General features: G+C 66.5%; 22 protein-coding genes. 11 read left to right on the top strand and 11 right to left on the bottom strand.

Annotation, left to right across the window (positions count from 1 at the left end):
• Positions 1-13 precede the first annotated feature (13 nt).
• Positions 14-736, top strand: coding sequence for an acetoacetyl-CoA reductase (gene phbB / locus M8312_RS12015; RefSeq protein WP_250117927.1), 723 nt, complete (start codon positions 14-16; stop codon positions 734-736).
• The gene (locus M8312_RS12020; RefSeq protein ID WP_502957422.1) at positions 733-1,116 is read left to right on the top strand and encodes a ribbon-helix-helix domain-containing protein; all 384 of its coding nucleotides are present in this window, start codon (positions 733-735) and stop codon (positions 1,114-1,116) included. The genes phbB and M8312_RS12020 overlap by 4 nt, the downstream gene beginning before the upstream one ends.
• Here the strand turns inward: M8312_RS12020 and M8312_RS12025 are convergent.
• The 3 genes from M8312_RS12025 to M8312_RS12035 all read right to left on the bottom strand — a co-directional run bounded on the left by M8312_RS12025 (position 1,090) and on the right by M8312_RS12035 (position 8,388).
• Positions 1,090-1,962: an ATP-grasp domain-containing protein gene (locus tag M8312_RS12025; protein WP_250117928.1), complete on the bottom strand. Its 873-nt coding sequence runs from the start codon at positions 1,960-1,962 to the stop codon at positions 1,090-1,092. The two genes, M8312_RS12020 and M8312_RS12025, sit on opposite strands and share 27 nt — an antisense overlap.
• Positions 1,959-6,587, bottom strand: a complete 4,629-nt coding sequence (locus M8312_RS12030; protein ID WP_250117929.1) for an NAD-glutamate dehydrogenase — start codon at positions 6,585-6,587, stop codon at positions 1,959-1,961. Before M8312_RS12030 ends, M8312_RS12025 begins: the two co-directional genes overlap by 4 nt.
• A gap of 88 nt (positions 6,588-6,675) precedes the next feature.
• The gene (locus tag M8312_RS12035; protein WP_250117930.1) at positions 6,676-8,388 is read right to left on the bottom strand and encodes a PAS domain-containing protein; all 1,713 of its coding nucleotides are present in this window, start codon (positions 8,386-8,388) and stop codon (positions 6,676-6,678) included.
• 147 nt (positions 8,389-8,535) lie between these two features.
• Here M8312_RS12035 and M8312_RS12040 point away from each other — a divergent pair, with 147 nt between their 5' ends.
• The 7 genes from M8312_RS12040 (at position 8,536) to M8312_RS12070 (ending at position 15,258) form a co-directional block, all read left to right on the top strand.
• On the top strand, positions 8,536-8,772 hold the full coding sequence (locus M8312_RS12040) for a KTSC domain-containing protein (protein WP_250117931.1): 237 nt from the start codon (positions 8,536-8,538) through the stop codon (positions 8,770-8,772).
• A 72-nt stretch (positions 8,773-8,844) separates the two neighbouring features.
• On the top strand, positions 8,845-9,066 hold the full coding sequence (locus M8312_RS12045) for a hypothetical protein (RefSeq protein ID WP_250117932.1): 222 nt from the start codon (positions 8,845-8,847) through the stop codon (positions 9,064-9,066).
• 87 nt (positions 9,067-9,153) lie between these two features.
• Complete coding sequence (gene hmgA, locus M8312_RS12050; RefSeq protein ID WP_250117933.1) at positions 9,154-10,446, top strand: homogentisate 1,2-dioxygenase; 1,293 nt, start codon at positions 9,154-9,156, stop codon at positions 10,444-10,446.
• Positions 10,443-11,723: a fumarylacetoacetase gene (gene fahA / locus M8312_RS12055; RefSeq protein ID WP_250117934.1), complete on the top strand. Its 1,281-nt coding sequence runs from the start codon at positions 10,443-10,445 to the stop codon at positions 11,721-11,723. Before hmgA ends, fahA begins: the two co-directional genes overlap by 4 nt.
• A complete protein-coding gene (locus M8312_RS12060; RefSeq protein WP_250117935.1) occupies positions 11,699-13,024 on the top strand; it encodes a M20/M25/M40 family metallo-hydrolase in 1,326 nt (441 codons plus the stop codon). Before fahA ends, M8312_RS12060 begins: the two co-directional genes overlap by 25 nt.
• Positions 13,021-13,323: a GNAT family N-acetyltransferase gene (locus tag M8312_RS12065; RefSeq protein WP_250117936.1), complete on the top strand. Its 303-nt coding sequence runs from the start codon at positions 13,021-13,023 to the stop codon at positions 13,321-13,323. The genes M8312_RS12060 and M8312_RS12065 overlap by 4 nt, the downstream gene beginning before the upstream one ends.
• Positions 13,324-13,434: 111 nt before the next feature.
• Positions 13,435-15,258 carry an autotransporter domain-containing protein gene (locus M8312_RS12070; protein WP_250117937.1) on the top strand — a complete coding sequence of 608 codons (1,824 nt, stop codon included), beginning with the start codon at positions 13,435-13,437 and terminating at the stop codon, positions 15,256-15,258.
• Positions 15,259-15,319: 61 nt separating this feature from the next.
• Here M8312_RS12070 and ruvA read toward each other — a convergent pair whose 3' ends face one another.
• The 4 genes from ruvA to M8312_RS12090 all read right to left on the bottom strand — a co-directional run bounded on the left by ruvA (position 15,320) and on the right by M8312_RS12090 (position 17,572).
• A complete protein-coding gene (gene ruvA / locus M8312_RS12075) occupies positions 15,320-15,913 on the bottom strand; it encodes a Holliday junction branch migration protein RuvA (protein ID WP_250117938.1) in 594 nt (197 codons plus the stop codon).
• A gap of 80 nt (positions 15,914-15,993) precedes the next feature.
• Positions 15,994-16,482 (bottom strand): crossover junction endodeoxyribonuclease RuvC, encoded by a 489-nt coding sequence (ruvC, locus tag M8312_RS12080; RefSeq protein ID WP_250117939.1) that lies wholly within the window; start codon positions 16,480-16,482, stop codon positions 15,994-15,996.
• Entirely contained in the window at positions 16,479-16,829 is a 351-nt protein-coding gene (locus tag M8312_RS12085) for a DUF3147 family protein (protein WP_250117940.1), read from the bottom strand. The genes ruvC and M8312_RS12085 overlap by 4 nt, the downstream gene beginning before the upstream one ends.
• Entirely contained in the window at positions 16,829-17,572 is a 744-nt protein-coding gene (locus tag M8312_RS12090; RefSeq protein WP_250117941.1) for a YebC/PmpR family DNA-binding transcriptional regulator, read from the bottom strand. The genes M8312_RS12085 and M8312_RS12090 overlap by 1 nt, the downstream gene beginning before the upstream one ends.
• A gap of 55 nt (positions 17,573-17,627) precedes the next feature.
• Here M8312_RS12090 and M8312_RS12095 point away from each other — a divergent pair, with 55 nt between their 5' ends.
• A complete protein-coding gene (locus M8312_RS12095; protein ID WP_250117942.1) occupies positions 17,628-18,362 on the top strand; it encodes a CPBP family glutamic-type intramembrane protease in 735 nt (244 codons plus the stop codon).
• A gap of 3 nt (positions 18,363-18,365) precedes the next feature.
• On the opposite strand, the gene M8312_RS12100 is transcribed toward M8312_RS12095, so the two are convergent.
• A complete protein-coding gene (locus tag M8312_RS12100) occupies positions 18,366-18,608 on the bottom strand; it encodes a DUF2312 domain-containing protein (protein WP_114229170.1) in 243 nt (80 codons plus the stop codon).
• A gap of 126 nt (positions 18,609-18,734) precedes the next feature.
• Between M8312_RS12100 and pyk the strand changes: the two genes are divergently transcribed.
• Positions 18,735-20,195 (top strand): pyruvate kinase, encoded by a 1,461-nt coding sequence (gene pyk / locus M8312_RS12105; protein WP_250117943.1) that lies wholly within the window; start codon positions 18,735-18,737, stop codon positions 20,193-20,195.
• Here the strand turns inward: pyk and M8312_RS12110 are convergent.
• The 3 genes from M8312_RS12110 to M8312_RS12120 all read right to left on the bottom strand — a co-directional run bounded on the left by M8312_RS12110 (position 20,180) and on the right by M8312_RS12120 (position 24,057).
• Positions 20,180-21,061 (bottom strand): NAD(P)H-hydrate dehydratase, encoded by an 882-nt coding sequence (locus M8312_RS12110; protein ID WP_250117944.1) that lies wholly within the window; start codon positions 21,059-21,061, stop codon positions 20,180-20,182. The two genes, pyk and M8312_RS12110, sit on opposite strands and share 16 nt — an antisense overlap.
• Positions 21,058-21,822 carry a histidine phosphatase family protein gene (locus M8312_RS12115; RefSeq protein ID WP_250117945.1) on the bottom strand — a complete coding sequence of 255 codons (765 nt, stop codon included), beginning with the start codon at positions 21,820-21,822 and terminating at the stop codon, positions 21,058-21,060. Before M8312_RS12115 ends, M8312_RS12110 begins: the two co-directional genes overlap by 4 nt.
• Before the next feature lie 81 nt (positions 21,823-21,903).
• Positions 21,904-24,057, bottom strand: a complete 2,154-nt coding sequence (locus M8312_RS12120) for a family 1 glycosylhydrolase (protein WP_250117946.1) — start codon at positions 24,055-24,057, stop codon at positions 21,904-21,906.
• Positions 24,058-24,060 lie beyond the last annotated feature (3 nt).

The following is a 24,060-nucleotide window of genomic DNA, read 5'->3' on the forward strand; positions in this document are numbered from 1 at the left end:
GAGGAGATAATTCATGGCCCGAGTAGCAATCGTGACCGGCGGCACCCGCGGGATCGGTGAGGCGATCAGCGTTGCCCTCAAGAACGCAGGCATGATCGTTGCCGCCAATTACGCGGGCAACGACACCCGAGCGCGCGAATGCACCGAGCGTACCGGGATCCGCGCCTTCAAGTGGGACGTCAGCGACTATGACGCGTGCATGGCGGGCGTCCGCCAGATCGAGGAAGAACTCGGCCCCGTCGACGTGCTGGTCAACAACGCTGGCATTACCCGCGACACCACCATGAAACGGATGGACCATGCCAAGTGGCAGGAGGTGATCGACACCAACCTCGGCGGGTGCTTCAACATGGCAAAGGCGGTGTGGGACGGAATGACCAGCCGCGGGTATGGGCGAATCGTCAACATCGGCTCGATCAACGGCCAGGCGGGCCAGTACGGCCAGGTCAATTATGCGGCCGCCAAATCCGGCATCCACGGCTTCACCAAGGCACTGGCGCAGGAAGGCGCCCGCAGCGGCGTCACCGTCAACGCCATCGCGCCCGGCTATATCGACACCGACATGGTCGCCGCCGTTCCTGAAGAAGTGCTGGGCAAGATCGTGGCGAAGATTCCGGTCGGACGGCTCGGCAAGGCGGAGGAGATCGCCCGCGGCGTCGCCTTCCTGTGCGACGTCAATGCCGGTTTCATCACCGGTTCGACGCTGTCGATCAACGGCGGGCAGCACATGTATTGAGCAACGCACCGAGCGCCGCGCAGCCCGTCATGGCGGGCAAGCTGCGCGAGAGACGCGGAGCGCCGGCCGGCGCGCGGCGTGGAGCCGACCGGACGGACGAGGCAAGTTTTCTCCGCGTCGGTTTGAAGGACACGCAACTGCCCGAAACCCTCACCTACTCGCCGCCGATCAAGCGCAGCGTGCTCATCGCTGGTCACCAGACCAGCGTCAGCCTTGAGCCCCTGTTTTGGCGCGCGCTGGAGGTGGCGGCGGCAGACATGTCCTTGCCGGTGAACGCAGTGGTGGCGCTGGTGGACGAGGAACGCCTGAAAGTCGCCGAGCCGCCCAACCTCACCTCGGCACTGCGCCAGTGGTTATTCGGCCGCGCCCTGGGCGACTGACAGGATCGCGTTCGCGAACCGCGGCTTCGCGTGCTCCGCACAGTGCAGGAACAAGGCCGGCTCGATCAGCTCGAGCTCGATCACCTGCCACTGGCCATCGAGGCCCTCGACCAGATCGACCCGAGCGTAGGTCGGTTCGCCAGGGGCGAGCGCGAGAGCGGCATGGGCCAGATCAAGCGTGCCCGCGGGCGGCTCGCAAGCCACCGTCTCGCCGCCAAAGTTTGGCTGCACCCGGAAGTCGCCTCCCACCGGCCGCTTCACCACCGCGTGGCTGAGTTCTCCGCCGAACAGGATCAGCGAATACTCGCCAGTGGTCTGGATCGTCGGCAACCACGGCTGGATCATCATCCGCTCGCCGTGCACATCTTCCGGCACCCGTGCCGCTTCACCCTCGCGCAGGCGGTAGGTACCCGACGCACCCGCCGACACCGGCGGCTTCACCACGACCTCGTTGGTGCCCAATGTCCCGAACGCGGCCGCAAGCGCCGCTTCGTTCAGATGGTCGACTTCCAACGTCGGAACGGTCGGCACGCCGGCCGCGCCAAGTTCCTTCAGATAGGCCTTGTCGCTGTTCCACCGCAGCATCGGCGCGGGGTTGATCACCCGCTGGGCTTCGGTTTCGGCGCGGTCCAGGAAGGCCAGCCATTCGGCGTATTGCAGGTGGTAGCCCCAGGCCACGAGCGGCAGCACGGCATCGAAGTCGCCAAGCTCACCCGCCTGCGACCACGGGCGTGCCGTAACCTTCGCGCCCGCCTCGCGAAGCGCGTCCGCCTGCACGTGAAAAGCCCAGGCGAACGGCTCCGGATAGTCTGGATCCGGCGTCAGAAGCAGTAGATGCGGCGTCATCGCGACAGGAGAATTCGCGCCTGGTTGGCGATCTGCGCCAGCATCGGCACCGTCGGATTGGCGCTGGCGCGGGCTCGAGCCACGACCTCGCGGAACTGCTCGATGCGCGGGGCGTGACGTTCGCACCACCGCTCGACCGCCGCTTCGGGGTCATCACCCCGGCTGCGTGACAGCCAGTCTAGGCGGAGTTGCTCGAACTCTCGCGCCAGGCCGGCCACCAGCAACCGTTCCCACTGGTCCGCCGGTGCGAAACGACTGATCTGGCCGGTTGCCCAATCGATCCCCAGCGCTTCGCCGAGCCGCACATAAGCGTGCGCGAGCTTGAGTTCGTCCTGCTCCTTGCGCGCGGCGAGCGCGGCGATACCGAACACTCCGTCCAGCTCGAACAATTTCACCAGCCCGCGGGTGATCTCGGGACTTGCGCCCAGCGCCTGCAATCGCTCGCGCCGCTCACCGGCTTCGTGCCGCACTTCCTCGCGGATGATGTACCGCGCAGCCGAATTGACCTTGCTCATCCCCGGCTCAAGCAGCGCAACCAGCTTCGAAAGGCTGGCTTCGCCGCCGCCGGCACGCAGGATGTCGGCGATGTGCGCACGGATGCTGGTCGCCGCCAGCGTGAACAGCTCCAGCCGCGCCTCTTCGGTCAGGTCGGCGCCGTCGATCCTGTCCCACAGCACCCGCAATTGCAGCAAATGCTCGGCCGCGAGGAACGCCACCACGACCTGCCCTAGGCTGGCGCCTTCCTCCTCGGTCATGTCGAGTGCGGTGCTTGGTCCAAGGCGATTGACGAAACGATTGGCGACCTTCGTCGCCACGATCTCGTGCCGCAGCCGGTGCGTGAGGATCGCGTCGCGGTGAGCACGGCGCATCGCGGGCGGGAACGCTTCAAGCAGCTGGTTGTGCAGCAATGGGTCGTCGGCCAGCGGCTTCTTCTCGGCCGCGGCCTGCAGCGCGATCTTGGACAGGCTGATGAGGACGCTCAGTTCAGGACGGGTGAGGCCTCGTCCATCGGCCAAGCGCCGCAGCAGCTGGTCGCTTCCTTCCAGCCCTTCCACCCGGCGGTCGAGGCGCCCGCTTGCCTCGAGCAGTTCGAGGGTGCGAACCTGCGCCGGCAGCGCCGCGACGCCGCCATGTTCGGCGATGGAGATCGCCAGCGTCTGCAGCCGGTTATCTTCCAGCACCAGCTTGGCGACGTCATCGGTCATCCGCGCTAGCAGCAGGTTGCGGTCGTGCTCGCTCAGGCGGCCTTCGCGCATCTCCCGGTTGAGCGGGATCTTGATGTTGACCTCATTGTCCGAACAATCGACGCCGGCCGAATTGTCGATGAAGTCGGTATTGCAGCGACCGCCCAGCAGCGCGAATTCGATCCGCGCTGCCTGAGTGATGGCGAGGTTGGCGCCTTCGCCGATGACCTTGGCGCGAAGCTCGTTCGCGTCCACCCGCAATGCATCGTTGGTGGGATCGCCGACGCTGCTGTTCGCCTGGCTCGACGCCTTCACATAGGTGCCGATGCCCCCGAACCAGACGAGGTCAACCGGCGCCTTCAGGATCGCGTTGATCAGGCTGGTCGGATCAAGCGTGTCGTCGGTGAGACCCAGTGCTTCGCGTGCCTCCTTGCTGAGGCGAATCGACTTCTCCGTCCGCGCGACGATCATGCCGCCGGGGCTCAGCAGCTTGCGGTCGTAATCGTCCCAACTCGACCGCGGCAGTTCGAACAGGCGTTGCCGCTCGCCCCAGCTGTCGGCCGGATCGGGGTCGGGATCAATGAAGATGTGGCGGTGGTCGAAGGCGGCGACCAGCTTGAGGCATTTGCTGAGCAGCATGCCATTGCCGAACACGTCGCCCGACATGTCGCCGCAACCGACCACGCGGACCGGCTGGGTCTGGACGTCGATGCCCATCTCGCGGAAGTGGCGCTGGACCGAGATCCACGCGCCCTTGGCGGTGATTCCCATCGCCTTGTGGTCGTAGCCGTTGGACCCGCCGCTGGCGAAGGCGTCACCGAGCCAGAAGCCACGCTCCAGAGCAATGGCGTTGGCGACATCGGAGAAAGTGGCGGTACCCTTGTCGGCGGCGACCACGAAATAGGGGTCGTCGCCGTCGTGGATCACGATCCTGTCGGGGTGCACGACCTTGTCATCGACGATGTTGTCGGTGACCGACAGCAGCGAGCGGATGAAGATGCGGTAGCTCTCCGTCCCCTCGGCCAGCCAGGCATCGCGGTTCGACGCGGCGGGCAGCTGCTTGGGATAGAAGCCACCCTTGGCGCCGGTCGGCACGATCACCGCGTTCTTGACCAGCTGGGCCTTCATCAGGCCGAGGATCTCGGTGCGGAAATCGTCGCGCCGGTCGGACCAGCGCAGGCCGCCGCGCGCGACCGGGCCGCCGCGCAGGTGAATGCCCTCGACCCGCGGCGAATAGACCCAGATCTCGCGATAGGGGATGGGCGCCGGCAGTCCGGGCACCTTGGTGGGATCGAGCTTGAACGCCAGCGCTTCGGCGGCGGCGGGTGCGAAGGCGTTGGTGCGCAGCGTCGCTTCTACCACCGACCGGAACAGGCGCAGGATGCGATCGTCGTCGATCGCCTTCACCGTCAGGAGCGCTTCGTCAAAGGCTTCGCGGGAGCGCTGGATCACGCCGTCACGATCATCCGTTGAGGCGGGATCGTGCGCGGCGGTGAACCAATTAATCAGCGAGCGGGTCGCACCGGGCGAGCGGCGGAGCGCTTCGACGATGGTCACCAGTCCATAAGCGACGCCGGTCTGGCGCAGATAGCGGAACCAGGCTCGCAGCCAGACGACTGGCTGAGGGTCGAGGTCGGCGAGCAGCACCAGCTGGTTGAACTCGTCGTTCTCAGCGCGGCCTTCGAGCACGGCGCCAATGGCGATTTCGATCACCCCAGCGCGCTTGAGCAGCGCGTCCGTGTGATGGCCGTCGGGCAGCGCTACCAGGAAGTCGTGGATGTGGCCGAGGCTGCCGTCACCAAGCGCGGTCGGCTGCTCCTCGAGCACTCGGAAGCCGAAGTTCTCGAGCACCGGAACCGCATCCGACAGCGGAACGATGGCGTTCTTGCGGTACACCTTGAGTCGAAGCTGGCCAGGGCGCTCGTTGCCCATGCGCAGCAGGCGCACGCCGCGCTGCTGGTCGCTGTCGAGCGCGCACAAGCGCAGGATGTCGGCGGCGGCTTCGCCCGACCCGGTACGAAGACGATAGCCTTCGGGGAAGCTCGGCAGATAGCTCAGCGCCAATCGGGTGGCGCGGCCGCTTCCGACCTCCTCCACCAGTTGCGCTTCGACGGACGGGGCCCAGCCGCGCACCATCTCGACGAGTTGCCGGTCAAGCGCCGCAACGTCGGGCAGCGGCCGCGATGGATCAAAGCCCAACGTCAGCCGGATCAGCGCCAGTTCACCGTCACCAAGCTCGACCGAGAAGCTCTGGACGGAACTCAGCACCGCTTCCTCGATCATTCGGCTGATTGCCAGGCGGCGGCTGGTCGTCAGCTCATCGCGCGGCAGCCAGACGAAGGCGAACAGGTGGCGGCGGAGCGCGCCGGGCAGTAGCAGCAGGGCGGGCCGCGGCCGATCCGCAAGGCTCATCGCGGTCAGTGCCGCGGCTCGCACCTCGACCGCGCCGAACGACACGAGCAGGTCGTGAGGCAGGGTTGAGATGGAGTGGGCGAGCGCCTTGGCGCCGTGACTCGACGGAGCAAAGCCGAACTCCTGGTCCAGCGCGGCGAGATGCTGGCGAAGCACCGGCACTTGAAGCGGCGGAGAGCGCAGGGCAGCACTCGTCCACAGGCCGGCATGCAACGAAACGCTGCCATCCGAGCGACGGACCATCACCACGTCCAGTGGCACTCGGCGGTGCACCGGCGAGATGCGATCAGCCTTCAGGATCAGAACGCGCCGATCCTCGCTGGCAAGATGTTCCACCGCGGCGGTGCCGAGGCCGCCCTGCCAGAGCTCCAGCTGCTCGTCGCGCAAGATGCCAAGGCCGTTACTGGCCTTGCCGCTGCGGTCGAGGTCGGCATGGCCAAGCAAGGTGAAATGATTGGCCGCGAACCATTGCAGCAGCGCCGCATTCTCGGGATCTTCAGCTTCCAGCGCCGCTGCGTCCGCCTTCATCTGCGCCAGCATCGGCTGCCAGTCGGCGACGGCGCTGCGGACATGGGCGAGCACCGCCTCCACGTCGTGCGCCAGCTCCTGCCGGCCGCGTGCGTCGGCGCGGTCCAGTTCGACGTAGATCAGCGATTCTGCCTGGCCTTCGCCGATCGCCTTGAGGCTGCCGTCATCGTTGCGGCTGATCTTGAGGATGGGGTGAAGGAGGCGCCGTACGGTCAGCCCGTGGCCGGCGATCACGCCAGCAACGCTGTCGACTAGGAAGGGCATGTCGTCATTGACGATCGCCAGCCGCATGGTCCGGCGGCCGGCTTCCCCTCCAAGCGACTGCAGCTTGAGCGCGACGGCGCCAGGTTTGCGGTGAGCGGAAACCTCGGCAACGAACCGGGCCGCTTCCTCCTGCTCTCCGGCGGCAAAGTCCGCGGTTTCGCCCGGGAGGGCGCCGTGGATCAAGGCCTCGCGCAATTGAACTTCGAGGGACGGCGCGGTGCGCTCACCTGCCAACATGCTTTGACGTGCCCGGGTCTGTTGAGGATGCCGGGCCTTTAGGCCGGGTGGCGCAGGGGGACAACCCTGCGCACCGTGGCGGCCGCGTTCAGTGCCCGGCCTTCTTCATTGCCTTTTCAAGCAGCGCTTCATCGGTCACCGGCGCCACCGGCGAGACGGACCCGTCAGCATCGCGGCGGACCAGAACCAGTGCGAACTCGCCATTGCCCGCCAAACGGTCGAGGGGCTGCGCCTCAAGGGTACGCAAGCGGCTCACCACCCGGTCGCGCCAGTTCGAAGCTGGCTGACTGGCGGGACGGCGCTCGCGGCGCTCGGCCTCCACCATCGCCTTCAGACCGCCTTCCATGCTGTCGATGAAGGGAAGGAACTCGCCGCTTTCGATGCCTTGGCGCGCTCCATAGGAAAGGGCCGCGGCATATTCGGTGAGGCGCGCCTTGTCGTAATCCACGCCGAAGACGAGCTTGGCGACGGCTGTCATCGGCGCGCGCGCCTGGACGGAGATACCGCTTTCCTCCAGCAGCCGGTCATATTCGACGGGCGCGCTTACCGCGGCGCAGGCGAAGTCATAAGCCTCGGCCAGCGCCCGGTAGAGCGCCTGGCGGCTGCGTCCGTCAGCAGCCTTGGCGTCCTCGGCCGTGGCGCGGGCCGCGGTCAGCCATTCATCAAGGCTCGCTTCACCCGCTTCACCGTGCCCGACGTCGTCGGTCTGCGATTCGGCCTGATGCCATGCCGAGAGCTCCTCCGGGTCCGTTACGGGCTCGATCGGAACATCCATTTCGCCGATGGAAACCGAGGTGATGGTCGCGACCGGCAAGGGCGCCGGCTCGAATGGGGTTTCTTCCCGGGCGCTGTCCACCGCCGGCTCTTCACCGTCCGGCTCGAGGCTGGTTTCGAAGGGCTGCGGAGCGCTGTAGGCGGCGAATTCCTGATGCCAGCTCTGCGGCTGCTCCTCAGAGTCCTCAGCGCTGTCAACTTCGTCATGCGATTGGGGCGGGAACACTTCGCCAACCTCAGGGTCGTGCCCAGCACCGAGATCCGGCGAGAGTTCGAGCACATCGTCCGGCGCGTCGATTTCCTCGGCCAATTCGAGGACGTCGTCCGAATGCAGCGCTTCTACCGCCTGCTCCTCGTCTGCTTCTTCCCCATAGACCGGCGATTCATCGCCCGCGTTGAAGGCACCCCGGCCCATCAGGTGGTCGAGTCCGGCGACAGGTGCCGGCGCCGGCTCCTGAGAGAGTTCCAGCACGTCTTCGTCATGCTGCTCGCCAACCGGCTCGTCGACGACATCGACCTCGTTCCAGTTGAACACCCCGTAGACGAAGTCGATCGTGTCGCCGTCGGATGAGAAGGGCATGAGGATGCCGCGATAGGCCTGGCCTACGCCACGCTGATTACGGAAGCTGGTTTCGAAGCCGACGGGTGCGCGGCTGTCCATGATCTGCCCGTGATAGGCCGGCAGCCGAGCAAGCAGGGAGCCCGCCGGTGCGTCCGCCAGCCGGTCGCTGTCGGGGTCGAGATCGCATTCGCGCCGCAGCGCCCCACCGACATAGGCTGTGGTGGCGCTCGCCGGACCGCTGGTGAAGTCGATCAGCACGCTATGCTTGGCGAATTCGGCGATGCTGGAGGGCTCGAGGTCCTCGATCGAGGGAAAGTCGCGGCCGCCGAGGAGGGAGGTCCAGTAGTTGTAGGCTTTGACCTGCATCCGCCGCTCTTCGGCGTCGTCGAGGATTTCGGGCGTGTCCGCCGCATGGCTGCCGAATGCCGGCTCGAGCTCGCTGGCGAAGTCGCGAAAACTGTCCATGGGTACCCCACCGCCCTTTTGTCGGAGAATTCTGCCGTCCGTTTGGCAGGTCAAGGTTACCAAAGCGTTGAGCAATCGGTTCGACTCGCGTCTGACTCCCTCTGTCGCAAGGATGAATCCTCCGCGCCGTGCCGGCGTTGCTGCATCATGGCATCAAGTCTGATCCGAGATGCGCGTTACTGGCCTGATGAGCGGGCCCTCGAACTTTGCTTCGCCACGGGGCGGCGGTTCCTCTACCTTGGCGTGCCACCACTACTCGCCCACGATTTCGTGGAGGCCCCATCGAAGGGCCGCTTTTTCAATCAAGCCATCAAAGGACAGTTCCTCTGCCATGAGCTGGCGAGTCCGGCCGCCCCGCGCCGAAGCCGCGCCGCCAACGACTGACCAGCCGCGGGACGCCAAGGAACTCTGCTGCGGTGCACTTCGTTCGTTACGCCAGTCAAACAGGAGGGACATATGGCCGATCTCAACAATGACGGCGTGAACGACACCGGGCCCACGGTTGAACGCACCACGATCGTCGAAACCGGCGGCGGCGGTGGAGGCGGCGTGATCGCGGTCGTGCTGCTCGTGCTGGTGCTGCTCGTCCTCGCCTACATCTTCCGCGACAACCTCGGCTTCGGTGGTCACAAGACCGAGATCAAGGTTCCCGATTCGATCAACGTCAACGTCAACTGACGCGACCGTCAACGGGTCGAAGGGAGACCCGCCCGTGACCGGCACGGGCGGGTTTTCTCCCGCGCCCACCCGGCGTAGAGCAGGGGCATGCTGAGCCAGGCTTCCCCCGCTTACCTCACCGGCTTCGGCGGGCATTTCGCCACCGAAGCTGTCCCCGGCGCCCTGCCCAAGGGTCGCAACTCACCCCAGCGTCCTGCCTTCGGCCTCTATGCCGAGCAATTGTCGGGCACCGCGTTCACGATGGCCCGCCACGAGAACCGGCGCAGCTGGCTATACCGCCTGCGCCCGACCGCCGACCATCGGCCATTCACGGCCTATGGTGGCGCACCTGGGCCGTCCTTCGACAGAGGACCCGAACCACTCGCCCCCAATCGCCTGCGATGGGATCCGCTTCCTGAGGTCGCCGCCGGCACCGATTTCGTTGATGGGCTGGTCACCGCCGTGTTCAACCGCACGCCGTTCGAGCTCGAGGGGGTCGCGCTGCATCGCTACGCCGCCAACCGCGACATGGACGGTCGGGTTTTCTTCTCGGCTGATGGCGAACTCCTGTTCCTCCCCCAGGACGGCAGGCTCGACCTGCTGACCGAGTTCGGCCGGATCGAGGTGGGCCCGGGGCAGATTGCGCTGGTTCCGCGAGGGGTGCGGGTGCGCGTCATGCTGCCGGACGGGGCGGCCCGCGGCTACCTCACCGAGAACTATGGCGCTCCTTTCCGTTTGCCGGACCTTGGCCCCATCGGCGCCAACGGCCTTGCTAATCCGCGCGACTTCGAGACGCCGGTCGCATGGTTTGAGGACCGGGATGAGCCGACCGAAGTCATCCAGAAGTATGGCGGCAAGCTGTGGACGACGACGCTCGACCATTCGCCGCTCGACGTGGTCGCCTGGCACGGAAATTTCGCGCCGTGGCGCTACGATCTTGCTAGCTTCAACACCATCGGCACCGTCAGTTTCGACCATCCCGATCCGTCGATCTTCACCGTGCTGACCTCCCCATCCTCCGTACCAGGCCGGGCTAACGCCGACTTCGTGATTTTCCCGCCGCGCTGGATGGTCGGTGAAGATACCTTCCGCCCTCCCTGGTTCCACCGCAACGTGATGAGCGAGTGCATGGGCCTGCTGATCGGCGAGTATGATGCCAAGGCCGACGGTTTCTCGCCGGGCGGCCTGTCGCTGCATAACCTGATGGCTGGGCACGGTCCGGACGTCGGCACCTGGCGCAAGGCGTCGGAAGCGGAGCTGAAGCCCGCCAAGATCTCCGGCACCATGGCCTTCATGGTCGAAAGCTGCTGGCCGTTCGAAGTCACTTCAGCCTCGCTGTCCACCGCGCAGAGCGATTATGACATGGCCTGGGCCGATTTCCCGAAAGCGAAGCTTCCTTGAGCGAACTTGACCACACCCACGATCCGGCGCTGACCAGCTGGGTTCATAGCGCCAATGGGCACCGCGACTTCCCCATCCAGAACCTCCCATTGGGCGTGTTCAGCGCCGAAGGAACCGAGCGGCGTATCGGCGTTGCGATCGGCGACTTCATCCTTGACCTCACGCAGGCCACCGACCTGCTCGACGAGGAGCATCGTGAGGATCTTGGCCACCCACTTCTGAACGCTTGGCTGGCGCGGGGCCCGGGAGCCCAGCGCGCGCTTCGCCATCGCCTGTCCGAGTTGCTCAGCGACACCCGCTATCGCGACGATGTCGAGCCGATGCTGATCGGGCAGTCGGAAGCGACCATGCACCTGCCGTGTTTGATCGGCGACTACACCGACTTCTACGTCGGCATCCATCACGCTACCAACGTCGGCAAGCAGTTCCGCCCCGACCAGCCGCTGCTTCCAAACTACAAGTATGTGCCGATCGGCTACCACGGCCGGGCGTCCAGCGTGCGCGTATCGGGTGAGCCGGTGATGCGGCCTTCGGGTCAGCGCAAGGCGCCGGACGCCGATGCGCCCGTCTTCGGCCCGTCGCGCCGCCTCGACTATGAGCTGGAGTTGGGCATCTGGATCGGCGCCGGCAATCGCCTGGGTTCACCCATCCCGATCGGCGAGGCGGCCGATCACATTGCCGGCTATTGCCTCCTCAACGACTGGTCCACTCGCGACGTGCAGGCGTGGGAATATCAGCCGCTCGGGCCCTTTCTCGCAAAGAACTTCCTGACCAGTATCTCTCCCTGGGTGGTCACGGGCGAAGCGCTGAAGCCGTTTCGCGTGGCAGCAATGCCGCGCTCAGCCAGCGACCCGGAGCCGCTCGACTATCTGCGCGATCAAGATGCCGAGCCCGGTCTCGGCCTCACTGTCGAAGCGCTGATCTCGACCGAGGCAATGCGCGCCGGCGGGTTGGCACCGCACCGGCTCAGTCACGGGGAGGCCGCCGCCGCCATGTACTGGACGGTCAACCAGATCATCGCCCATCACACCGTCAATGGCTGCAATCTTCAGCCCGGTGACCTGATCGGCACCGGCACTCTATCGACGGCGGACGGCGAGGGCCTGGGCTCCCTGCTGGAGATCAGCAAGGGCGGCAAGCAGCCACTGACCTTGCCGAGCGGGGAGACCCGCAGCTTCCTCGAGGACGGCGACGAGGTGATCCTCACTGCCCGGGCCGAAGCGGCGGGCGCCGTGTCGATCGGCTTTGGCGAATGCCGTGGGCTGGTGGTTGCGTGAAGCACCTGGCGCTCCTCCTCGCCGCGGCCCTGCTGGCCGCACCAGCCACCGCCGCGCTCACTCCCGCCGAGCAGCGAATGGCCGCGACGGTATCTGCCGAGCAGGGTCGCACGCTCGCCCTGCTCGAGCGGATGGTGAACCAGAACAGCGGTTCGCAGAACATCGCCGGCGTGGAGGCGGTCAGCGGCATGATCCGTGCGGAGCTGGAGCCGCTCGGCTTTCAGGTCCGCTGGATTCCCTTGCGCGAGACGGGCCGCGCCGGCCACCTCGTCGCCACCCATCGTGGCCGCGCTGGTACCAAGAACATCCTGCTGATCGGTCACCTCGACACGGTGTTCGAACCGGACTCGCCGTTCCAAAAATTCGTCCGTGAGGGTGAACAGGGCCATGGCCCGGGCGCCGCCGACGACAAGGGCGGAGTCGCTGTCATCATCGCGGCCCTGCGCGCCATGCAGGCGGCCGGAACGCTTCGGCAAGCCAATGTCACGGTCTTCCTGACCGGCGATGAGGAGGATCCCGGCACGCCACTCAGCCTCGCTCGCCGCGACCTCATCGCCGCCGGCAAGGCGGCCGACGTGGCGCTCGATTTTGAAGGCCTGGTGCGGGAGAACGGTCGCGACATGGGCTCCATCGCCCGTCGCAGCGTGACGGACTGGCAACTGACCATAAAGGCGACGCCCGGTCACAGCAGCGGGGTGTTCGGCTCCTCCTACGGGGCCAATTATGAGCTCGTCCGGATCCTTGACCAGTTCCGCCGCGAGCTGCGCGAGCCCAATCTGACCTACAATGTCGGCCTGATCGCTGGCGGCTCTAGCGCCAAGCTCGATGCTGGCAGGATCCGCGCGGACGTAACCGGCAAGACCAACATCATTGCCGCCGAGGCGGTCGCCCGCGGCGACCTGCGGGCGATCAGCAATGACCAAATTGCCCGCGTGAAGCAGCGTATGCAGCAGATCGTCGACCAGAACCGGTTGACCGGAGTAACCGGCGCCGAACTCGGCTTCGAGGAAGGCTACCCGCCGATGGCGCCGACCGCAGGCAACCAGGCGATCCTGGACAAGCTCAACCGCGTCAACGCGGATCTCGGCCTGCCTGCGATGCCAGCGCTAGACCCCGTCAAACGCGGGGCAGGTGACATCAGCTTCGTCGCGGCCGACGTGGATGGGATCGCGGGATTGGGTCCGACCAGCAGCGGCGATCACACGCCGGCCGAGCGGGTCGACATCGCGTCGATGTGGCCGCAGGCAACCCGCGCGGCCATCCTTATCACCCGCTTGAGCCAAGAGCGCCGTCGCAAATGAGCGACGTCGTCAACCGCAGCGAACGGCATCGCTTCGAGCTCGATCTTGGCGATGGCGAGGTGGGCTTCGCCGAATACCGCCTGCTGGACGGCAAGCGCATCCTGTTCCCGCACACGGTCGTGCCGGACGGCCATGAGGGCCATGGTTATGGAACCCGGCTGATCGAAGCGGGGCTCGAATATGCCCGGGAGCATGAATTGAAGGTCATCCCCAAGTGCCCATTTTTCGCGGCCTACATGCGCAAGCATGCAGAGACCCGCGACCTCCTCGACCCAGGGTCGGCTGAACTCCTCGACTAAATGCCGACCGTCATCGACCTGTGACCTTCCTGTCACTTGTCAGGCGCGGCGACCACGGGCCATAACCGTCGTCAACAACCGCGCCGTCGCGGTCTGGGGAGGAAATCAATCATGTCGAAGTTCGGCCGCGCCCTTCTGGGTGCCAGTCTGTTCGGTCTCGCCGCCATCTCCGCGGCGACGCCCGCATCGGCGCAGCGCATCACCCGTATCGTAACCTTCGGCGACAGCTATGCCGACACCGGCAACCTGTTCCGCCTGACCGGTCTCAACCCGCTGACCTTCCAGAGCGGCATCTATCCGACCGGCCGCTTTTCCGGCGGCACCAACTACATCGACACGCTGTCCAGTATCCTGAACGCTCCGGTCGAGAATTTCGCGGTTGGCGGCGCCACCGCGGTGCGCGGCAGCAGCTCGCCGTTTGACCTCCAGTTCGAGGTCGACAATTTCCTCAACGTCGGAACGCAGGCCCCGGTCTTTCCGAACGGCGCGCCGAGCTTCGGTCCAAACGACCTGGTGACGGTTTCGATTGGCGGCAACGATGCCCGCTACTTCCAGCAGGGCCTCAATAATGGTCGCACCCTGACCGACTCCATCAACGCAACCACGACCCAGTTCAACCGGGTTGTCGGCGCGGGCGCGCGGACGATCAGCGTGCTCGCCGGCAACACCGCCCTTCTTCCCGAAGTGGCCGCCGACCCCGTCGCGCAGGCTACTCGGAACACCTTCTCGACCAGCTACAACGCTGCCGTGCAGGCGCAGCTCGCCGGCTTCGCCGCCAATGGCGTGATGGTCCATTATCTCGACCTCACCAAGGTGCTTGGCAGCATTCAGACCAATCCGGCGGCCTATGGCCTCGCCAACGGCGTGGCTTGCCCGGCGACGCAGGCGAACGTGATCTCCGGCTGCAAGGGTTATTTGTTCTACGTCGACGCCCTTCACCTGAGCTCGGACGGCTTTGCGGTCGTCGGCCAATATGTCGCCGCCCAGCTGCGCGCCCCGCTGGTGCTCGGTGCACCGATCAATCTGCAGCTTGATACGGCGCGCCAGTTTGGCCGCACGCTCGATGGACGCGTCGACACCAGCGCCGCCCGCGCAGGCGTGACACCGCAGGGCCTGCGCTTCTTCGTCACTGGCAACGGCTTCCAGCGCAACGCCAAGGCGACCGAGCGCACCGACCGGTTCGAGTTGCGCGGGTACGGCGTGACGGCCGGCGCCGAGTTCGGAGTGGGTGACGCCGGTCTTGTCGGCGTGGCGGTGAACTATGACCGCGACCGCGCCAACGTCCTCGCCAGCGGCTTGCGCGACAAGGGCAAGACACTTCAGGCGGGCGTCTACGGCGGCATCGCCCAAGGTGGCCTGTTCGTCCAGGGTCACGCCGGTTACGGCCGCACGCGCCACGACATCAACCGAACTGGCGTGGTTCTGCCGATCACCGCCGATCCCAAGGGGCATCACTGGATTGCCGGTGCGAAGGCCGGCTACCTCGCCGATCTGGGCGGCCTGAAGGTCGGTCCGTTTGCGGCCGCGAATTATGCCAAGGTCAAGCTCGACGCCTATACCGAGACGGGCGACGAAGCGCTCAACCTCAGCGTTCGCCGTCAGTCGACCAAGGCGTTCGTCGGCGACCTCGGCGTGGAGGCACGCGGCAACTGGGACACCAGCGGAGTGACCGTGCATCCGTTCATCGCCGCCAGCGCCGAAAAGCTGCTGTCGGGCGACGCACAGTTCATTCAGTTCGCGCAGACCGCGTCGCCCACTATCGTGGACAGCTGGCAGCTCGCCGATCGTTCGAAGAAGGTCTACGGTCGCATCACGGGCGGTGCCAGCGCCCCGCTCGGCGGCGCCGCCAGCCTTGACGTCCAACTCGGCACGACTGTCGGCAAGAAGGAGGGCAATGAGGTCAACGCCCAACTTGGCTTCCGCCTCGGCTTCTAAGGACTGAAGATGAAGAAAAGGGGCGTCGGTCGCGGACCGGCGCCCCTTTTCGTTGCTCGCGCTACTTCGCGGCCTTCCTCAGCGCCAGCCGGACCAGCGCGTCGAGGGTCGCGTCGGCGCCCAACTCCTCCTGCGCCGCCGCCACGGCCGTGCTTGCCTCGACCGGCTTGAACCCAAGGTTGGCGAGTGCCGACAGCGCGTCGTTCGCGGCCCCGCCGCGCACCGGCGCGGGGCCGCCCGACACTCCAGCTGCCAGCCCCAGCTTGCCCTGAAGCTCCAGGGAGATCCGCTGCGCAAGCTTCGGTCCCACCCCGCTTGCCCGGGCGATCATCGCCTTGTCGCCGGCGGACACCGCACGTGCCAGCTCGTCGGGCGAGAGGATGGACAGGATCGCTAGCGCCAGTCGCCCGCCGACGCCCTGCACCGAGGTCAACTGCCGGAACGCCTCCCGCTCGGCGGCAGAGCCGAAGGCGAACAGGGTCATGCTGTCCTCGCGGACCTGCAGTTCGGTCAGCAGGACCACATCGCCGCCCGGACTGGGAAGCGCGCTCAGCGTCTTGCCCGAAAGCAACACGAGATAGCCGACGCCGCCCACATCCAGGACCGCGCTGTCCGCGCTTGTTTCAACGAGGGTTCCGGAGAGGCGAGCGATCATGGGGAGGGTTTAGAGCAAGCTTTCCCCCACCCGTCACCCTGAACTTGTTCCAGGTCCCGGCGGTCAGCAGCGGTGCGGCCTTAGCGCACGCCGCGCCCGGCACTTGCAAGATGGTGCGCATGGGTGACCGCCACGGCCAGCGCGTCCGCCGCGTCAGGCCCCGTGATCGCAATTCCCGGTAGCAGCCGCGCAATCATCGCGTGGACCTGATCCTTCGATGCGCCGCCGGTGCCGACCACCGCCTTCTTTACGAGTGTCGGCGCATATTCGCCCACCTCCAGCCCTCCGCGCGCCGCGCACAGCAGCGCCACGCCGCGGGCCTGTGCGAGCTTCAGGGTGGAGGAGGGGTTCTGGTTTACGAACACTTCTTCCGCGGCCGCTGCCTGCGGGCGATGTTCCGCGATCAGCCCGTCAAGCGTGTCCGCAAGTTCCACCAGTCTCGACGCGAACGGAGCGGATCCCCTGGTCCGGATCTGCCCGTTGGCGAGATGTGTCAGCCTGTTGCCCTCGGCGCGGATAAGTCCCCAGCCGGTGCAGCTCAAGGACGGGTCCAGGCCCAGGACGATCAAAGCTTGAGCCCGAACCTCGGCCCGGCCCACACCATCAGCAGGTATAGCAGGACGGTCAGTGCGCAGCCGAGCGCCAGGCTCAGGTAGAAGTTCATCCCGCCGCGCAGCAGGACGGGGATGACCAGGAACATCGGCAGGCTCGGCAGCACGAACCAGAAGGTCGCCTGGGCATGCGCCGCCATGTTCGCCGCGTCGGGCTTGTCGTTCCACAGCCACAGCATGCCGAGCACCGACACCAGCGGCAGCGAGGCGACCAGCGCACCGAACCCCGGATAGCGCTTGGCGATCTCCGACACGGCGGCGACGATCGCGCCGCTCACCAGCGCCTTGACCGCCAGCCACCACATCAGCCGAGCTTCTCGGCCACCGCGTCGCTGATCTCGTAATTACCCCACACCGTCTGGACGTCGTCGTCTTCCTCGAGTGTGTCGATCAGCTTCATCAGCTGGCCGGCATCGTCCTCACCGACTTCGACCGGGGTCTGCGGCCGCCAGGCGAGCTTGGACGATTCAGGCTCGCCCAGGCTGCCCTCGAGCGCCTTGGCGACCTCGTGCAGGCTGTCCTGCGCGGTCCAGATGCGGTGGCCGTCCTCGTCGCTCTCGACATCGTCGGCGCCAGCCTCGATCGCCGCCTCGAACACCTTGTCATTGTCGCCCGCCGACGCCGGATATTCGACCAGCCCGAGGCGGTCGAAGCCGTGGCTTACCGACCCGCTCGCGCCAAGGTTGCCGCCATTCTTGCTGAATGCGGTGCGGACGTTCGTCGCGGTGCGGTTGCGGTTGTCGGACAACGCCTCGACGATCAGCGAGACGCCGCCGGGACCGAAACCCTCATAGCGAATCTCTTCGTAATTCTCGGCCTCACCGCTGGACGCTTTATCGATCGATCGCTGGATGTTGTCCTTGGGCATGGACTGCGCCTTGGCCGCGAGCACCGCCGCGCGCAGGCGCGCGTTCATGTCCGGATCGGGCAGGCCGGACTTGGCGGCCACCGTGATCTCGCGGCTGAGCTTGCTGAACATCGCCGAGCGCTTCTTGTCCTGTGCGCCCTTGCGATGCATGATGTTCTTGAATTTGGAATGGCCTGCCATCCGGCGGGGCTCCTGACCTGATTGACGTGAATTTGGTGCCGGGACCCTTAGACGGATGAGTGAGCGATCGACAAGCGTGGGGCCCGTCGGCAGGCTCGTTCCCGAGGTCTGGCGTGACTGGTTCGCCTTCCTTCGAGCGCCCTCCCTCCACACCCCCCGCGAGCGTTTCGGATTGGTGGCCGTCCGGGCCGTGCTTTGGCTGCTGGTGCTCGGCGTGCTCGTCGATCTGCCGCTTGCTTCGCTGCTTGGCTGGCTGAGCAAGCGCGCCACTCTGGCGACGCCGCAGCTGGAGCAGCTGACCAGGAACGGCCCGGCGTTCACGCTGCTCCTCGGAGCGCTGATGGCGCCGCTGATGGAGGAAGTGCTGTTCCGCTCATGGCTCGACGGCAAGCGCCGGCACATCACCTTCTTCCTGATGGTGCTGCTGACTTTTGGCGTGTTCTGGAAGTTCGGCGCGATGGACCAGCCACTGCTCGCAATCGGACTGGCGCTCGTCCTGCTGCTGGTCGGCGCGGCGCTCGTCTGGCGTGCCGACAGAACGGTTCCGCAGTGGTTCGTGCGCTTGTTCCCGGCGATATTCTACCTTCAGGCGATCGCGTTCGCGGGCTCGCATTTCAGCAACTACCCGCTGGATCGGCCCTGGCTGCTGGTGCCCTTTGTCCTGCCGCAGCTGGTAGCCGGACTGATCTTCGGCTTCGCCCGCGTGCGCTACGGAATGTGGGCCAACCTTACGCTGCACGCCAGCAGCAACGCCTTCTTCCTGGCGTTGACACTGGCGGGAGGCAGCTAAGGCCTAGTGGAGGCCCAGGGCGTTGCGGTAGGTTTCCAGCAGAGCGTCCTGTTCATCACGTGCGTTCTTTTCCATCTTCCGCAGGCGAACGATGGTTCGCATCGTCTTGGTGTCGTAGCCGGTCGCCTTGGCCTCGCCGTAGACGTCCTTGATGTCGTCAGCGATGCCCTTCTTCTCTTCCTCGAGCCGCTCGATGCGCTCAATGAACAGCCGCAGCTGTTCCGCCGAGACGTTGCCGTCCGCCATATCCCCATCCCATCTGTCAGAAAATCGTCGTACCCGCGCCTTAGGCCAGCCGTGGGAACCGTTTCAAGCGGTTGAACCACGCGGCGTTGCGGCTATGGCCGTGGCGCAACAAGGGAGTGCGATACTTTGGTACAGGCGGTCGGCCCGCGCGGGCGCAAGGTCCGAATCCTCGCGACACTGGGGCCAGCGAGCGACACCCGCGAGATGATCGCCAAGTTGATGGCGGCCGGCGCTGACGCGTTCCGAATCAACATGAGCCACGGCGACCAGGCCGCCAAGATCAAGCTGGTTCAGGCGATCCGCAGCCTCGAGGAGCAGACCCGGCGTCCCTCCACTATCCTGTTCGACCTTCAGGGACCCAAGCTGCGCGTCGGCCGCTTCGCTGGCGGCGGAGTGGAGGTCCCGACCGGAAGCCGCTTCCTGCTCGACCGGTCGAGCGAGCCGGGCACCCCCGAGCGGGTGGAGCTGCCCCACGCGGAACTGTTCGAGGCAGTGGGCGAGGGCGACCGGCTGCTGATCGACGACGGAAAGGTCCGCCTGCGGGTCTCCGCCGTCACGCCCGACCGGATCGAGACCATCGTCGAGGTCGGCGGACGAATCAGCGACAACAAGGGCGTCAATGTGCCCGACGTCCTGGTGCCGATCCCGGCACTGACCGAGAAGGACCGCAGCGACCTTCAGTTCGCGCTCGACCAGGGCGCCGACTTTATTGCGCTGTCGTTCGTCCAGCGGGCCGAGGACGTGGAGGAAGCGCGCGCGCTGATCGGCGACAAGGCCGCGCTGATGGTCAAAATCGAGAAGCCCGCCGCCATTGAGCGGCTCGAAGGCATCCTCGCCCACGCCGACGCGGCGATGGTCGCGCGCGGCGACCTGGGCGTCGAGCTTCCGCCCGAAGCCGTACCGGCACTGCAGAAGCAGATCGTTGCCCGCTGCCGTGAGCTCGGAAAGCCGGTGATCGTCGCCACCCAGATGCTGGAAAGCATGATCCACTCGCCGACCGCCACCCGCGCTGAAGTCAGCGACGTCGCCAATGCCATCTACGATGGTGCCGACGCAGTGATGTTGTCGGCGGAGAGCGCCGCGGGCGATTATCCGTGCGAGGCGGTGCAGATGATGGATCGCATCGGTCGCTCGGTTGAAGCCGATCCGGGCTATGCCGCCCGCGTCCACTTCACGGCTACCCCAGCCGAGCCGACCACCGCCGACGCCCTGTCGGAAAGCGCGGGAAGCATTGCCAACACGGTCCCGATCGCGGCGATGGTCTGCTACACCAGCACCGGCTCGACCGCCCGACGCATCGCTCGCGAACGTGGGCCCGTGCCGCTGCTGGTGATGACCGCGAGCAAGACCGTTGCCCGCCGCATGGGCCTCGTCTGGGGCGTGCATGCCGTCAACACGCGCGACGTTTCCAGCTTCGAAGAAATGGTCGCCAAGGCCAAGCGGATGGCGTTGCGAACGAAGCTCGCCGGCGGTGGCCAGCGGTTGGTGATCCTCGCCGGCATTCCCTTCGGCAAGACCGGCTCCACCAACGTCATGCACGTGGCACAGCTGGTCGGGGACGAGCTGGACGATTACGCAGGGGCCTGAACCGGAAAGAGCAAGGCGGGCACTTCGTCCGCCAGCTCGCGCGCCAGGTAGCCGAGGGTGCCAATCCTTTCGCCCAGCTGGCGTCCCGCCTCACCGTGGCACCAGACGCCCCAAAGCAGTGCGGTAAGCGGCGCGGCGCCGCGCGCCAGCAGCCCGCCGACAATGCCGGCCAGCATGTCGCCCGAGCCTGAGACGCCAAGCCCCGGCCCGCCACCGCGGTACCGAAAGGCGCGGCCGTCCGGCGTGACCACATGGCTCTGGACGCCCTTGACCAGGGTCACTGCGTCATAGCGTTTCGCGCACCGCAGTCCGGCGCCGAGCGGGTCGGCCTCGACCTCGGCCGTCTCACATTCGAGCAGGCTGGCCATCTCACCCGCATGCGGCAGCAGGATGGGCGGGATCTCGGCGGCTTTGGCATCCGCCGTGCGGGCCGGCAGTGCGTGAAGCAGCGCGGCATCGAGCGCCAACCGATTGCCGTTCTTGAGCAGCGCGGCCGCCAGCGCGGCGCAGGCATCGGTTTGCTGCAACCCCGGCCCGGCGACCACGGCATCCGCCTTGCCCGCCAGGCGCGCCAGCCTGTCGTTGGCGGAGCCTACGAAACCGCCGTCGGCGTCCTCCTCGAAGCCGACCACCATCGCCTCGGGCATGGTGAAGGCAAGGCCGCTCGCCGCGCTGCGGACGGTCGCGATCTGCAGTCGGCCGGCTCCCGCCCGCATCGCGCCCATCGCCGTGAGCAGTGCCGCGCCGGCCACGTCGCGGCTGCCGGCGATGATCAGAATCGCGCCATGCTGGTCCTTGTCGCCCTGCCCAACCGCAGGCAGCGGATGCTTGGCCAGCAGCGCCGCGTCGAGTTCCGTGACGCTCACCTCGTTCCGGTCATCTTGTCGGGTTCGCTGGTGATCGGCGCGCGCTCCAGCTCCAGCGGGGCAGCCTGATTCCACAACGACAGCTTTGGCACGGAATCGAGCTCGGCCGGCTGGAAATCGAACGCGCATATCCCACAGTTGAGGACCTCGGACTGCCGGTCGATCTTGAGGATGGTGGGCTCGTCCAGCTCCTCGAGGATGTAGCGCATGCACAGCACCACGACCTGATGGCAGACGATCAGCACACGCCGGTCCGGATAATGAAGGTTGATAGAGTTCATCGCCGAGCGCAGCCGCAGGATGACGTCGGCCCAGCTCTCCCCACCCGGAGGCCGGTGGTAGAATTTGCCAAGCCTCGTCCGGTGTGCCGCTTCCTCTGGAAAGCGCTCCCGAATGCCGAGCGTCGTGAGCCCGTCGAACACGCCGAACTCCCGCTCGCGCAGGCGCTCGTCGACGACGGTGCGAGACTTGCCGCCGGCAAGTCCGCCCGCTTCGCAGATGTGGCGAGCGGTCTGGCGCGCGCGAAGATAGGGTGAGGACAGGATCACTTCGGGCCGCTGCTCGTCGGGCAACGCCGCGAACCAGCGGCCGGTCGCCTGCGCCTGCTCATGGCCGAGGTCGCTGAGCGGCACATCGACATCACGAATGTCGATGCCAATCTCCGCCAGTCCGCGCGCGTCGGCATGGTCACGAGCGACGTTGCCCTGACTCTGGCCGTGGCGGACCAGCCACAAGCGGGCCGGCCAGTGCGATACCTGCATCCTATCTCCTCGATCGCTCATCGGGACAACAAAGCACGAGTCGAGAGAAGAGGTCCAATTCCCCGGACCGGCCATGCGAAACTAGCGCCCAGGCAGCGTCTCGGCGTGGAGCATGAAGTCGGTCAGCGCCGATTCGAGTGGCCGCAGCAACTGCCCGCGACTGGTGGCGAGCGTGTTGTCCGCTCGGGGTCCCGCGCTGTCGACGATCTTGCGCGGGCTCATGCCAGCCCGGCCCGCGATGTCGCGGGCGAGGCCGTGCCAGCTGACGCTGCCTTCGTTCGCCAGGTGCCAGATGCCCTGCTCGCCATCGAGCAGCAGGTCGAGCGTCGCGTGGACGAGGTCAGGGACGTAGGTCGGGCTGACCATGCTGTTGTCGCTGGCGAGCACTTCTTCGCCGCGGTGCAGCCGGCCCAGCGTGTCGTGGAGAAAGTTGTAGCGGTCCCATGGCCCGAAGAAGGCGCTGGTCCGGATGATCAGCGCACGCGGGTCGATGGTCATCACCCGCTGCTCCGCATCGGCCTTGCTGCGCCCGTAGACGCAGGCCGGGCTGGTGGGATCGGGCTCAAGGTACGCCTCGCCCTTTTGGCCATCGAACACTAGGTCGCTGGAGAAAGTGACGAACGGGATTCCGCGCTTGTGGCAGGCGGCGGCCAGCAGCTCAGGGCCGGTCGTGTTGATCCGAAAGCAATCGTCGGGCTGGTGCTCGGCTTCCGGCACCCGGACGAAGCCGGCGGTGTTGATCACCGCCCACGGCCGAAGGCGGTCGAGTGCCTCGTCGATCGAGGCCGCATCGGTGACGTCGAGCGTGGCGCGATCGGTGACGACGTGCTGCAGGCCGCGGTGGGTGCAGATCCGGCCAAACGCCTGCCCTAGCGTGCCGGTCGCTCCGGTGATCAGCACCGGGTGGTGACCAAAGGCCGCTGGCTCGCAGGCGGACGCACCGATGTAGAAGCGCTCGGGACGCTGCCACCAGCCCTTGCCGTGGATGATCGGGTGCTCGACCTTGCCGCCTGTCGCAAGGCTCGCCGCTGCCCGCGCAACCATCGTCGGCCGGGGCTTGCCGCCGCGGGTGTCGAACGCGCCGACGTCGTAGATGCCTTCGCGACGGGTAATCAGCGAGCGCCAGTCGACATTGCCGAACAGCGACCAGATCGTGACCGCACGCACGTCGGCGCCTTCGCTTCGCACCTGTTCGGCCGCTTGCCACACTTGCTGCAGCCAGCGCACCTGCTCTTCACGGGTGCAGCCGTGGTGAACCTCGGTGATCGCCAGCGGGATGCCATAGCGCTCCCACACTTCGCGCAAACGCGCGGCGGGCCCGACCTCCTCCGCCAGGTGCGGCATTCGCACTGCTTCAAGGTCGACATAGGTGTCACGCCCGTTCGTGCCGGGTTCGACGTTGGGATAGAGGTCCACCCGCTCGTCGAGGTAGCGTTCGCTCGTCAGGTAATGATTGATGCCGATGATGTCGGGCGCTGCCTCGCCGGTGGCAAGCAGGTCGAGCAGCTTGCGATCGGCATGACGCTCGAGTGTCTCGCGAAAAGGGTGCGAAGCGCCGACCCTGCCGGCGAGCAGGTCCATGCTGAGCCAGCGCCGCTCATTTTCGTGGTTCGCCTGATGCTGCAGCGCGGGCGTGGCGAAGGTCTTGCCCATGTCCTCGGTGGTGACATGCAGCGCGCCCGGATTCACCGCGCGGATGGCGCGCATGGCCAGCAGCGAACCGGCGCATTCCAGCACCAGGGCGCGCATGAAGGCGCCCCAATCCTTGGTGTGCGGATACCAGTGGCCGTAGAGGCAGGAAAAGCGCGCGGTGGTCAGCGGCTCGTTGACTGGGGTCCAGCGATCAATCCACGGGTAGCGCTCCGCCACCTTGGCCGCATAATGGCCGAGCTTGGCCGGGAAGTCGGGATCAAGCAGGCTGGTGAAGCGCGGCCCCGAGCCATGGTGGACGAGCCCGCCGATGACCTTGACCCCAAGGTCGCGGAGGCGCCGCAGCCGCTCGTCGTGCCAGCTGAAGTCGAGCTTATCCGGATGGTCGCCGACCACGCGTTCCCACACGATCGGGTAACGGACGGTGCGGATTCCGAGCCTGGCGATCTCGTCCAGGTCGGCCATGCGGTAGGCGTGACCGGTCTCCACCAGCTGATCGCGGTATTCATCGCCGATCCGGACGACCGTGCACTCCACCCCGCCCCAGAGTTCGAGCGGGGTGGTGCTGGTTTCTCGGCTCTGCATAGG

Source organism: Sphingomonas sp. KRR8 (assembly GCF_023559245.1).
Lineage (GTDB): Bacteria > Pseudomonadota > Alphaproteobacteria > Sphingomonadales > Sphingomonadaceae > Sphingomicrobium.

Coding starts and splice junctions, on each gene's coding strand:
- M8312_RS12030 (WP_250117929.1), bottom strand. CDS start 6,587: ATGTTGGCAGGTGAGCGCACCGCGCCGTCCCTCGAAGTTCAATTGCGC.
- hmgA (WP_250117933.1), top strand. CDS start 9,154: ATGCTGAGCCAGGCTTCCCCCGCTTACCTCACCGGCTTCGGCGGGCAT.
- M8312_RS12040 (WP_250117931.1), top strand. CDS start 8,536: ATGGCATCAAGTCTGATCCGAGATGCGCGTTACTGGCCTGATGAGCGG.
- M8312_RS12025 (WP_250117928.1), bottom strand. CDS start 1,962: ATGACGCCGCATCTACTGCTTCTGACGCCGGATCCAGACTATCCGGAG.
- M8312_RS12065 (WP_250117936.1), top strand. CDS start 13,021: ATGAGCGACGTCGTCAACCGCAGCGAACGGCATCGCTTCGAGCTCGAT.
- M8312_RS12100 (WP_114229170.1), bottom strand. CDS start 18,608: ATGGCGGACGGCAACGTCTCGGCGGAACAGCTGCGGCTGTTCATTGAG.
- M8312_RS12070 (WP_250117937.1), top strand. CDS start 13,435: ATGTCGAAGTTCGGCCGCGCCCTTCTGGGTGCCAGTCTGTTCGGTCTC.
- M8312_RS12045 (WP_250117932.1), top strand. CDS start 8,845: ATGGCCGATCTCAACAATGACGGCGTGAACGACACCGGGCCCACGGTT.
- M8312_RS12035 (WP_250117930.1), bottom strand. CDS start 8,388: ATGGACAGTTTTCGCGACTTCGCCAGCGAGCTCGAGCCGGCATTCGGC.
- M8312_RS12120 (WP_250117946.1), bottom strand. CDS start 24,057: ATGCAGAGCCGAGAAACCAGCACCACCCCGCTCGAACTCTGGGGCGGG.
- phbB (WP_250117927.1), top strand. CDS start 14: ATGGCCCGAGTAGCAATCGTGACCGGCGGCACCCGCGGGATCGGTGAG.
- M8312_RS12115 (WP_250117945.1), bottom strand. CDS start 21,822: ATGCAGGTATCGCACTGGCCGGCCCGCTTGTGGCTGGTCCGCCACGGC.
- ruvA (WP_250117938.1), bottom strand. CDS start 15,913: ATGATCGCTCGCCTCTCCGGAACCCTCGTTGAAACAAGCGCGGACAGC.
- M8312_RS12085 (WP_250117940.1), bottom strand. CDS start 16,829: ATGTGGTGGCTGGCGGTCAAGGCGCTGGTGAGCGGCGCGATCGTCGCC.
- M8312_RS12095 (WP_250117942.1), top strand. CDS start 17,628: ATGAGTGAGCGATCGACAAGCGTGGGGCCCGTCGGCAGGCTCGTTCCC.
- M8312_RS12060 (WP_250117935.1), top strand. CDS start 11,699: ATGCCGTGGGCTGGTGGTTGCGTGAAGCACCTGGCGCTCCTCCTCGCC.
- M8312_RS12090 (WP_250117941.1), bottom strand. CDS start 17,572: ATGGCAGGCCATTCCAAATTCAAGAACATCATGCATCGCAAGGGCGCA.